This is a genomic window from Sinorhizobium sp. NG07B (assembly GCF_002532005.1).
Classification (GTDB): Bacteria; Pseudomonadota; Alphaproteobacteria; order Rhizobiales; family Rhizobiaceae; genus Sinorhizobium; species Sinorhizobium fredii_C.
Window position 1 is genome coordinate 171,461 of sequence record NZ_NWTD01000008.1, and the last position, 10,765, is coordinate 182,225.

General features: G+C 59.5%; 11 protein-coding genes and 1 pseudogene. 6 read left to right on the forward strand and 6 right to left on the reverse strand.

Going from position 1 to position 10,765, the window contains the following annotated elements; all coding sequences use genetic code 11:
- Window positions 1–256: 256 nt before the first annotated feature.
- Together CO664_RS23070 and fsa are read right to left on the reverse strand one after the other, a co-directional pair.
- Window positions 257–1,795, reverse strand: coding sequence for an FAD-dependent oxidoreductase (locus CO664_RS23070; protein ID WP_097540017.1), 1,539 nt, complete (start codon window positions 1,793–1,795; stop codon window positions 257–259).
- 182 nt (window positions 1,796–1,977) lie between these two features.
- Window positions 1,978–2,634: a fructose-6-phosphate aldolase gene (gene fsa, locus CO664_RS23075; RefSeq protein WP_097540018.1), complete on the reverse strand. Its 657-nt coding sequence runs from the start codon at window positions 2,632–2,634 to the stop codon at window positions 1,978–1,980.
- A gap of 133 nt (window positions 2,635–2,767) precedes the next feature.
- Between fsa and CO664_RS23080 the strand changes: the two are divergent.
- Window positions 2,768–3,138 (forward strand): annotated as a pseudogene (locus CO664_RS23080) (DUF488 family protein).
- Window positions 3,139–3,369: 231 nt separating this feature from the next.
- Complete coding sequence (locus tag CO664_RS23085) at window positions 3,370–4,221, forward strand: LysR family transcriptional regulator (protein WP_097527382.1); 852 nt, start codon at window positions 3,370–3,372, stop codon at window positions 4,219–4,221.
- Here the strand turns inward: CO664_RS23085 and CO664_RS23090 are convergent.
- From CO664_RS23090 to CO664_RS23100, 3 genes are all read right to left on the reverse strand, one after another.
- Window positions 4,218–5,015: an ATP-binding protein gene (locus tag CO664_RS23090; protein ID WP_097540019.1), complete on the reverse strand. Its 798-nt coding sequence runs from the start codon at window positions 5,013–5,015 to the stop codon at window positions 4,218–4,220. The two genes, CO664_RS23085 and CO664_RS23090, sit on opposite strands and share 4 nt — an antisense overlap.
- A 108-nt stretch (window positions 5,016–5,123) precedes the next feature.
- Window positions 5,124–5,651 carry a plastocyanin/azurin family copper-binding protein gene (locus tag CO664_RS23095; protein WP_234820314.1) on the reverse strand — a complete coding sequence of 176 codons (528 nt, stop codon included), beginning with the start codon at window positions 5,649–5,651 and terminating at the stop codon, window positions 5,124–5,126.
- Window positions 5,648–6,061 carry a DUF5602 domain-containing protein gene (locus CO664_RS23100; RefSeq protein WP_037427296.1) on the reverse strand — a complete coding sequence of 138 codons (414 nt, stop codon included), beginning with the start codon at window positions 6,059–6,061 and terminating at the stop codon, window positions 5,648–5,650. The genes CO664_RS23095 and CO664_RS23100 overlap by 4 nt, the downstream gene beginning before the upstream one ends.
- Window positions 6,062–6,525: 464 nt before the next feature.
- Here CO664_RS23100 and CO664_RS23105 point away from each other — a divergent pair, with 464 nt between their 5' ends.
- The 4 genes from CO664_RS23105 (at window position 6,526) to CO664_RS23120 (ending at window position 8,859) form a co-directional block, all read left to right on the forward strand.
- Window positions 6,526–7,032 (forward strand): PTS sugar transporter subunit IIA, encoded by a 507-nt coding sequence (locus CO664_RS23105; protein WP_037427299.1) that lies wholly within the window; start codon window positions 6,526–6,528, stop codon window positions 7,030–7,032.
- 20 nt (window positions 7,033–7,052) lie between these two features.
- The gene (rnk, locus tag CO664_RS23110) at window positions 7,053–7,505 is read left to right on the forward strand and encodes a nucleoside diphosphate kinase regulator (protein ID WP_037427301.1); all 453 of its coding nucleotides are present in this window, start codon (window positions 7,053–7,055) and stop codon (window positions 7,503–7,505) included.
- 147 nt (window positions 7,506–7,652) lie between these two features.
- Entirely contained in the window at window positions 7,653–7,952 is a 300-nt protein-coding gene (locus tag CO664_RS23115; protein WP_037427303.1) for a transcriptional regulator, read from the forward strand.
- A 397-nt stretch (window positions 7,953–8,349) separates the two neighbouring features.
- Window positions 8,350–8,859: a tyrosine-type recombinase/integrase gene (locus tag CO664_RS23120; RefSeq protein ID WP_097540020.1), complete on the forward strand. Its 510-nt coding sequence runs from the start codon at window positions 8,350–8,352 to the stop codon at window positions 8,857–8,859.
- A 500-nt stretch (window positions 8,860–9,359) separates the two neighbouring features.
- Here the strand turns inward: CO664_RS23120 and CO664_RS30800 are convergent.
- A partial coding sequence (locus tag CO664_RS30800) for a cadherin-like domain-containing protein (protein WP_097540021.1) occupies window positions 9,360–10,765 on the reverse strand: 1,406 nt, incomplete at its 5' end.

Below are 10,765 nucleotides of genomic sequence, written 5' to 3' on the forward strand. Positions count from 1 at the left end.
CCATCGGCTGGGTCTTCTGGTCGCCGCAGCGGACCTGGCAATACCACCTGATGCCATCGTGCGAGAAGATGTCGACTGACGTAGAGGTCTCATGCGGCTCTTGCCTCGCGATCTCCTCGATGAAAATGATCGACCTCGAATAGTGCTTGGCGGGCGTGGTCCTGTGCAAGCCAGGAGCCGGATTGCGGTCGGGCGACGTTGACATGGTTGACCTCCTTTCTTCACTGCGGCGGTGCGAGCCGTTGGCGCCTGCCCGTCACCAGACGACCATTTCATGCTCCATTGCCACCTCGAACATCAGATTTTCGATGTCCCGGGATATCGAAGCGGCAGCCAGTACGCGTCCGTCGCGCTTGAAGCGCAGCAGACAATCCCTGCCGGAGATGTCGCCTTCGACCATGATCTCGTCCCATCGCTCCGCATGGCCGACATAATTGATCCTGACGTCGTAGTGCTGGCTCCAAAAGAACGGCACGGCTGCAAACTTCTCGCTCCGGCCGAGCATATTCAGCGCCGCGGTCTGCCCTTGCCTCTCTGCCACCACCCAATGTTCGACGCGAATGTTCTCGCCGCTATGGGGATCGGGCCAGCGCGCGATGTCACCGGCCGCGAAGATCCCCGGTTCGCTTGTTTCCAGTAAACTGTTCACGACGACGCCGCGGTCGGTAGCCAACCCTGCCGTTTCGGCGAGCTCCGTCCGTGGCCGCACGCCGATGCCGGCGACCACGAGGTCCGCGGCCAGCGTGTCGCCGCCGCGAAGCTTCACCTCGCTGCCATTGATGCTGCTTGCCATCTCCTCGAGGTGGAAAACGGCTCCATTCTTCTCGTGAAGGGTCCGGATGAAGTCGCCCATCTGTGAACCCAGGACCCGCCCCATCGGGTGTTTGTCCGGTGCGACGACATGGACGTCGACGCCGCGAGCGCGCAGGGCCGCGGCGACTTCGAGGCCAATAAAACTCGCTCCAAGCACGACGGCGCGGCGGGCCGTCGTCGCCTGTTCGATTATGGCCCGGCAGTCAGCGAGGGAGCGCAGCGTGTGAACGTGGGGCCGGTCGGCGCCTGGAATGGTCAGGCGAACCGGCTCTGCACCGGTCGCCAGCAGCAATTTGTCATAAGGGACGCAGTCTCCGTCCGCGAGGATGACCTCGCGCGTCCGCGGCTCGATCCGAACCGCTCGCGTCCCGAGACGGAGATCGATCTGGTTCTTGGAATAGTAGCTCTCCCCCCGTAGCGGGACCCAGCTCTCCGGGGCCTTGCCGGCAAGGTAGTCCTTTGAAAGGTTCGGCCGGTCGACAGGCGCCGCCTCGTCGTCGCTGAGCATGACAATGCTGCCACGATATTGCTCTCGCCGAAGCATTTCCGCAGCAGCAAAGCCGGCTGCGCCGCCGCCGAGGATGACGATCTTCTCCGGCTTTGCCTCGACGGGGAGCTCGCTCGTTGCCGCTTCCGCACGCTTGCGCTTGCCAACGACGAAGAGATTGCCGTCGCGCTGTTCTACCCACCAGCATGCCAGCGGCCTGAAAGCGGGTGCGCGCAGGGCCTCCCCGGTTCTCAAGCTGAAACATGCGTGATGCCATGGGCAGCGGACGGTGTCACCCGCCACCAGTCCTTCGGCGAGCGGACCGTTGTAGTGCGTACAATGCGCGTCGACGGCAAAAATTTCAGCCCCGCGGCGCACAAGCAGCACCTGTGCATCGCCGCAATGGCCGACCAGATTGCTGCCGTCAGGAAGATCGGCAAGTCTGATGCCCCGTGCCAGATCAGGCCCAGTCATGCTTCTGTGCTCAGCAGCCATTCGGTTCTCCTTGGCTATCGAGATGGCGCCCGCTGCGGGGGCTGAAAGCGACTCTGCGGGTCGCGGCCTTTCATCTCGCCAGCCAGTTTGTTGCTGCTGCGTCTGTTAAGCAAACGAATTTAATCGCCCGTTGCGTGCAGTATTTCTGCTAGATTGCTCATGACAAACGGCCAACACGACATCTAAAGAATGGCTTGCCCGCTCCTCCCCCAGTCGGCGAGGAAGGACGCCAGTCCTCTCTCGGTAAGCGGGTGATTGCTCAGACTCCTGAGCACTCCCGGTGGTACCGTTGCAATATCGGCACCGGCCATTGCAGCCTGCGTGACATGCAGCGGTGTACGAATTGAGGACGCCAGAATTTCCGTATTGAAGGACTCGTCGTTGTTGTACATCGCCCGGATCTCCCGGACGACTTCCATGCCATCGAGGCCGATGTCGTCCAGCCGGCCGACGAAAGGCGAGATGTAGGCCGCACCGGCTTTCGCCGCGAGCAAGGCCTGGTTAGCTGAAAAGCAGAGCGTGACATTGACCTTCAGCCCGCGTTCGCTGAGTGCCCGGCAAGCCCTGAAGCCATCCCAGGTCGAGGGCACCTTGATGGCCACATTGGGAGCAATGCTGGCCAACTGCTCCCCCTCGGCGACCATGCCGCCGAACTCGGTCGCGGTGACCTCCGCTGAGACCGGGCCCTTGATCGCCTCGCAGATCTCCTTGATAACCTCCCGGATCGGCCGGCCGGCCTTTGCGATCAACGACGGGTTCGTGGTCACCCCGTCGACGACTCCTGCGGCGGCGAGCTCGCGGATTTCGCCAATATCGGCTGTATCGACAAAAAACTTCATCGTTTTTCTCCTGGCGTAGTCGCGTGAAGCGGCGGCGAGCGTTCTTCGGGTCGGCCGCCCGAGTGATTTCGTCATCGCAGGCATGATCACATCGCCCTATGTTTTTAACTGTGGGTCGCAGGGAACGATGTGGATGAGCGGCAAAATCTCCGAGAAGGATGTCAAACTGAAACGCGCCTATGAGAGTCCGACGGACAGTGACGGCAAGCGTATCTTGGTTGACCGGCTGTGGCCGCGCGGAATCAGGAAGACCGATGCGGCAATTGATTATTGGGCGACGGAGCTGGCGCCAAGCACTGAGCTGCGGAAATGGTTCGCTCACGATCCCTCCCTTGGGAGGAGTTCCGCCGGCGATATGCCGCTGAGATCGAGGCGCATCGCGAGGAACTTGATCGATTGCACGACCTGGCACTTATAGATCCGATCACGCTTGTCTATGCGGCGCGTGACGAGACGCACAACGATGCCGTCGTTCTCAGGGAGCTCTTGCTGGCACATCGATAAAATGCCCCATCTAGGTGTCGGGAACGACGACGGTCGACGTAGGACCGCGTTGCTGCGCATGACGAGTGGGCCAACCGCGCCGCGCCGAACAAGGAGGGCACGCGCCTTTGGCCCGTTTCCACGCAGCATGCAGCGCTAGCACTGCTGGATTCTAGCGAAGCTTACGGCTCGACTAGTATTTAGCAAACGAATTTGATTGACATTTAAGCGCAACTTTTATGCTATACTGTGATGGACATTGAGCTCGCCCGTACTTTCTTGGAAATAGTTTCAACGGGAAGTTTTATTCGAGCCGCCGAGCGCTTGAATGTTGCTCAGACGACGGTCAGCGCGCGGATTCGTCACCTTGAACAACTGCTTGGCCGGCCGCTGTTTATTCGGAACAAGGGCGGCGCATCTCTAACGCCGGCGGGCGAGCAGTTCCTGCGCCACGCGCCAACCTTCGTCCAGTTATGGCAGCGCACTCGTCAACAGGTCAAAGTGCCGACAGGGCGCCGAGCGGTGCTGACGGTCGGCAGCGAAGTCACTCTTGCGCAACCCCTGCTGCTGAGCTGGGTTCGATGGATTCGCCAGTTTCTCCCCGATATCGCGCTTCGCGTCCATGTCGACGTGCCCCAGGATCTGATCAATCAGGTCGCCTCGGGAATGGTCGACGTGGCGATCATGTATGCTCCCCAGCATCGACCCGGCCTTAGAATCGACCTGCTAATGGAAGAAAAGCTCGTGCTCGTCACATCCGATCCGGAAGCGAAGCGCCTTGAGGAGACGAGTTACGTCTACATGGATTGGGGGCCGGATTTCGGGCGGCAACACGACATGAATTTCCCGGATGTCGCACCGGACCTCTCTTTCGATCTCGGTCCGCTTGCTCTCGGCTATGTCCTTGCGAGCGGCGGCTCAGGCTATTTCAGAATGAGCGCGGTGGAGCCGCATTTAGCTGCCCGTGAGCTCTACCTCGTACCCGACATGCCGCAATACTCCTATCCGGTTTACTCGGTGAGGTCGGCAAATGCCGATGAGAGTGTCGTGGGACCTGCCCTTGCGGGCTTGCGAGCGATCTCCGAAGGCAACATCGAGGCCTAAGTGACCGCCTCGGGCAATGGAAACAGCAGATCGACTGTGGTTCCGGTGCCTCGTTCACTGGCAATGCTCAGATGGCCGCCGACCATCTGCATGAAAGTGCGCACCTGCGCTAACCCCATTCCGGTGCCGTTCTCGCCCTTGGTCGTGAAGAACGGGTCCAGCACCTTTTGCAGAACTTCCTGTGGCATGCCGCAGCCGTGGTCCTTAACGTGAAGCCGGGCGTAGGTACCCGGCGCCGGCCCGCCTTGCGCACAATTCGTCGCGACGAGCCGCTCCGTTGCGATCCAAATCTCACCGCCGCCTGGCATTGCATCACGAGCGTTAAGGACAAGATTGAGAACGGCGGCGTCAAACAATGCCTGATCGATCAGACAGCTTGGAATGTCGGAACCCAATGCGAGCCTGACGCGGATGCTAGGTCCCGCGCCATACCGGAGGAATGGCCCGGAAGAGCTGACGAGCTCATTCAGGTCGCGCACTTGCAGGTCGGGTTCTCTATCGTCTGCAAAAGCGAGCAACTGCGATATCAGTTCGACGCCCCGATCGACGCCTTCCCGCGCCGCCGCGATAAAGGCGCGTACGCTCTCCGGCTGGTCGGCTTTTCTTTCGGCGAGCCTCAGGCCCGATTCGACGATTGCCAGGATGTTCCTGAGGTCATGGGCGATACCGCCGGTCATCTCCCCCAAAGAGGCAAGCCGGCGGATTGCGCGTTCTTTTTGTTTGGCAGTCTGTGTGCCGCCGCTGGCCTCCGCCTGCGATTGCAGCAGGTCTGCCCGAAATGCCATTTCTGTCATGACGGCCCCTCATGGTTTCCGATGCCGTTCGGACACTACTGTCCCCGCACCATCTCCTTCATCTGTCCGCTCGTCGGCTGGACACCGCCGAGACGCGCGGCCCACCAACTAAACTCGGCGGACTGTCCGCTTTGCCATTATTTCTTCGACCGTTGGAAACGCCTTGAGGGCCTCATCAGGTAGGCCGCGGCTTGCAGCGACCGCCTCCATCCAGCCGCCATGCGCTTCCGGTTCGCCGACTATGATGCGGCCGACCATTCCAGCCTGCTCGTGGGGAACGCAATAATAGTCATAAACCCCTTGCTCGGTGAAGGTTACCGAAAAGCTCTCGGCGGGCAGGAGATAGTCTGAATCCCAGGATTTTGCCGATTCAGGAATGCGCAGCGGCCTCCCGAAGTTTGCTGGATGATAGGCGGTCGTCGTATGCGAATTGCCGGGGTTGAAGTTGGTCCAGCGGACCATCTGACCCGGCTTGATCAGTACACCGATCGGGTCGAACCAGACATGCGAGCCATCGGCGCGCCCGTGCATCCTGATCTCCACGACCTCTTCGGCCCACACGTCCCGCTGGGACAGGGAAAGGACGGCGGCGAGCCCGCCCCATAGACCCAGCACGTCACGCCGCGCGACCCTCATTTGGCGACGCTCGCTTCGCCGGCCGCTGCAACATGCCACAGCACCACATGGACATGCGGCTCTTCCACGCCTGGATGGCCGGCATTGTAGTAAACGTCGACATGGTCGACGCCGCCGCCAGGCGCTGCAAGATTATCGAATGACTTGTCCGGATTGAGATCCTTGGTCGGCAGCATGTAGATGGTGCTGACAAGCTTTCCGTCACGATCATATGCGAGGAACGGTCCGGCTGGCAGAGTCGCCGGATCGACGAAGAGCTGGCCCATGCCGGGGAGGAAGTCGGGCAACTTCACCAGCTTGCTGACCTGCTGATAAGGAGCGGCCGGCGGCGCCTTTGCGACTTCATCCGCCGCCATGGCACCAAGCGCGCTGGTCAGTGTCAGAACTGGTACGAGGAAACGTTTTTTCATCGGGGGGGATCCTTTTTCAAAGCCGAGGTCGCGGAAATTCCGGCGGCCAATGGCTGTTCGTACGACCTGTCGCGTGCAGCCATTCAAGAACCAGGCGGGAATATTAGTCCAATGAAATAAACTGGCATTTCAGTGCAGCATTTCTGCATTCTTGCAAGTTTTCGGCTTCGCCGCCTCTGGTTGCTGAAAGTGTACTGAACGGGAGATATCCAAGAGTTCAACTCGGTCAACGTTTCTGGCCGAGCGCTTGATTTCAAAAATTCCGTCCCCATGTTTAAGTTATTATGAATATTTCCGTGACCCACAGAGAGCCACAACGCCTCAAAGCAGGCCTCTAGCCCGGACGCGAGCTCTACCGGCTTCGCGTCCGGGTCAGCCACATCCTCGATTCAATCACAAAGTGCAGCAGACGGCGTGCCAAACGCACTCCGTTTGCGCTCGCGCGTACCGGCTTAGAGGCAACCATGTTGACGTTCAGAAACCTATCAGAAGAAGATATTACTCTTGACCTTGCGACAAAGGGAAAGCACTCGGCGCTGTCCAGGATCGCTGTCAAACTTGCGCGAAAAGCCGGGCTTGATGATCGGGCGGTTCTTCGGGGCATCTGGAGGCGGGAGCGGCTTGGCTCAACCGCCATCGGTCGTGGCATCGCCGTCCCGCACGCGTTGCTGCGCTCGATCTCGTCTCCCGTAGCGTCGTTTACGCGACTGGCTCCCCCGATCGATTTCAAGAGCCCCGACCTCGATCCCGTCGATCTCGTCTTTGCCCTGCTTTGGCCACGCTCGGAGGTTCGCACCTTCTTGCCCGCGCTGTCCCAACTGTTTCGGTTCGTGCGGGCGCCGCTGATCCGGGATGGCCTCCGGCTGGCCCGGTCGCCCGATGAGGTGATGGCGATCCTGCAGAGCGAGGCATGGTCGATCAACGACATCCCATCGCGGGCCAGTGCGGTTCAAAGGGTGGCGGTAAGGTAAACCATAGGAGGACACGAAAAATGAAGAAGCACAGCCAAACCCCACGGAAGCCTTCGATCGTGATTGGCGAGACGGATCACCAGCGATTGAACAAACTCGCGCTCGCCGCGGCCGATCGCCTTCCCGAAATTTCCGATGGTCTCCTCCTCGAACTCGAACGCGCAGGGGTGGTTCCGGACGGCTCGGTGCCTTGGAATGTCGTGCGAATGGGATCGACGTTGGAGTATGAGACGGATACCGGAGATAGGCGAACCGTGACGCTTGTGTTCCCGAAAGACGCCGACATTTCCGAAGGAAAGATATCGGTCCTGACCCCGATCGGAACTGCCCTTCTCGGCTTGTCCGCCGGTCAGACGATGAGATGGACCGCGCGGGATAACAGGCAGCACAAATTGACGGTGTTAGCGGTTACCGAAAAGCGGGCAGCAGGCAAGGCTTCCATTCCTCCGACACGCCCAAGCCTTCTTGCCTAACGCAGAAAACAATCGCTGACGTTCGCAGTCTCTGCCGATCGGTCCGAGCGTGGCCGGCAAGGTCGGCGCTGCCGTGCTTGCTGGCCAAACGGCCCAGTCGATCGCTCCCATGCTAGGCAGTCCAATTTGTAGAAAGGAAAATGGAACATGATTACTGGGTCCCAATGCCGTGCGGCACGTGCACTTACGGAACTCTCGCGCCAGCGCCTCGCGACATCTTCCGGTGTTGGGGTCGAAACCGTACTGCGTTTTGAGCGGAAGCTCGACAAACCGAATGATGATGAAGTGCTCGCCTTGCAGTCAGCTCTGGAAAGAGCTGGCGCCCTCTTCATCCCTGATAATGGCAGCGGCATTGGTGTGCGGCTGAAATTCTCAAAATCTGTAGCTCGACGTATCGACATACTTGAGAATGAAGGCGGTATAGTTGCCCCTGACCGGGTGCCTTAAGTGCAACCCAGTCAGCGGCGATTTGCGTGCCGGGTTTCTCGAGCAACATTAGCACCCACGCCTGAAAGACTCTTGAGCGACCGCTCATCCCTCTGCAGTCAACGGTTCCCAGAACTTCACCCGCTAGGCAGAATCTTTGACCTTTGCGGTCGCCCAATGATCCTCACAGATCCGAATGGATCAGGTTACCTGAACGGCCGCGTTGCCCCGCATCGCGTCCCTTCGTAATGGTCACTGCGTGCGACTGCTCTCCATCTGTGGACGCTCCGTAAGACGCAAGCGGTTTTTTGGGCGGTTAGCACGTTGTCGGATGCTGCCATCTGTCCGGCCTCTTGGTGCAGCGCTGAGGCTGCGGGCCCGTATTGAAAAACAATCAAGCTTTACGACCCGCCTTCAGATGTTGGGTCCGGTGCGCGACCTGGCGCTGTTCAATCTCGCGATCGACAGCAAATTGCGCGCTTGTGATCTCGTCGCGATCTCAGTTGCTGATGTCGCGATTTCCGGACGGGTTCGTGACCGGGCGATTATCATTCAGAAGAAAACCGGCCGACCCGTGCAATTCGAACTGACCGATCAAACGCGGGAGGCCGTCGCTGCAAGGATCGGAACTCGTGCGCTCGGTGAACGGGATGACCTGTTTCCGAGCCGCGTGCACTTATTGCCGCATCTGTCGACGCGGCAATATAGCAGGGTTGTTGAAAGGTGGGTGTCGAGCATCGGGCTTGATCCCAAGCGCTACGGCACACACTCGATGAGACGAACGAAGGCGGCCCACATCTACAAGAAGACCGGCAACCTGCGCGCCGTCCAACTCTTGCTCGGCCACAAGAAGCTGGAGAGCACCGTACAATACCTCGGAATCGAAGTCGACGACGCCCTTGCCATTTCTGAGCAGGTCGAGTTGTAGTATTCAATAGCGGCGTTTCGAACAGAGGCGCCGCTATTTCGCTATGCCGAAGGCAACATTCGACCCTTTGCTGCCCTTCCGGTCCGGCACGATGAACCCCAAGTTTTGAGCCAGAGCGGACGCTTGGGCACTAGCATGTTCACTTCCTCCACCTTCTCGCGAAACTTGCCGGCCTATGTACTAAGTCGCCATCAGCGAATTGGCAGCCCGTATTTTTGCCACTTGGTTCTCCTCGGTGTCCAGATCGTAAGGAAGTCAGTGAACTGCTCGCCACCAAGCCAACCTGCTCCCACCCATAACCGAGTGTCCAAAAAAATATCTGGCGCTTGACAGATAGAGGACGTGCCCGAACGATTTGGCGCTCATACGAGCAACAGGTAGACCGTCATAGTATTGGCACCCTGAAGCCGAGAGAGGCCAGGCGGCACGCCAGAGTTCGGGCAACACCGCCTGGAGCGACGAATGGTCGGATGCGCCATGGATCGTCGCTTTCCCCGCCTTTAGACGAACAAAAAGTCGCCAGCATTAAAAGCGGTGAGATTGCCCAAAGTAGTTACAGTGTCGAGGTCCGCGACCAGCACTGCGCCGCCGGCCACAGCTGGATTAGGATCGTAGTAAACCGCAGCGTGGCCGAGATCCGTATTGTGGAATACGAAGAATGCACCCGTCGCGATGTTACCGTAGCCGTTGATCGTGCTCTGCACTGTCGCGTTGGTGACGCTGGCATCCGTTTTTACGGCTACCTCTGTGCTGGCAACATTGATCGCTGCGTCGTTCCCGGTCTTGAAAATGAAGGCCATATCGTTGTTACCGGCGGAGAACTCGTTGGCCGCAATCCCGACTTCGAAGCCCAATTTATCGACAGACGTCGAGTTCGCGCCGGGATTGAAGTCGGTGACGTGGTTTGTTGTGCCTGCGAAGTTCCGGAAGACAAACGTGTCGCTGCCGGCTCCCCCGGTGAGAATGTTGTTGCCGGCGCCACCATCGAGGGCGTCATCGCCGCTACTGCCGACAAATACGTCGTGTCCTTGCGTACCGGTGAGCGTCAGGTTGGCAGTGAGTTCATCACCCTGATCCTTTCCGTCAATGTATGAATAGTTGTAGTTCAGGGAGGCCAAGTCGATATCGTTCCCCCCGCTGTTGGAGGGCGTGGACGGTGTCCGGATTGTGAATTGTGCAGTCGACGTGTGTCCCTGTCCATCGTCTACCGTGTACGACAGAGTGGCTGCTTGGTTGACATTGCCCGTGCTCACGTTGAACCCGGTGATAGCCCCGCCGGCAGTCACCGGCGTGATCGTCCAACCGCTCGGCAGCGAGCCGATAATGCTCGACGCAGAAATCGAAAGGGCGTCTCCGTCGGTGTCCGCGTCATTGTTGAGCAACCACGCGGCTGATAAGAAAACGGACGTTCCTGTTGAAATGACGATCGCATCATCGGATGCCGCCGGAGCCACATTGGCCGGCGGATTGACCGTGATCGCCACCGTATCCGTATCGCTTGCCAAGCCGTCCGACGTGACCACCGTCAACGTGTCGGCGCCGCTGTAATTGGTATTGCTGAGATAACACAACGTAGCCAAAGCGGCATTGACCTGGGCCAGGGTCCCGCTGATCGTCACCGTGTTCGTGCCGTTGTTGTTCAAGGTGAAGCCGCCTCCCGTTCCGACCGTCAGTTTGCCGCTGGAAACGGAGAGCGTCGTGGTCACATTGGCGGTGTCTACATCGGCGACAGCGACACCGGTAATTGCGGTCGCGATGTTGGAGCCGACTGTCTGGGAGCCTGGTATCGTGTTGACCGGGGCGTCGTTGGCGCCCTCGATGGTGATGGAGGCGGTCTGGGCGACCGAGCCGCCATGGCCGTCGATGACGTCGTAGCTGTAGGTGATGACGGCGGTCTCGCCGACGG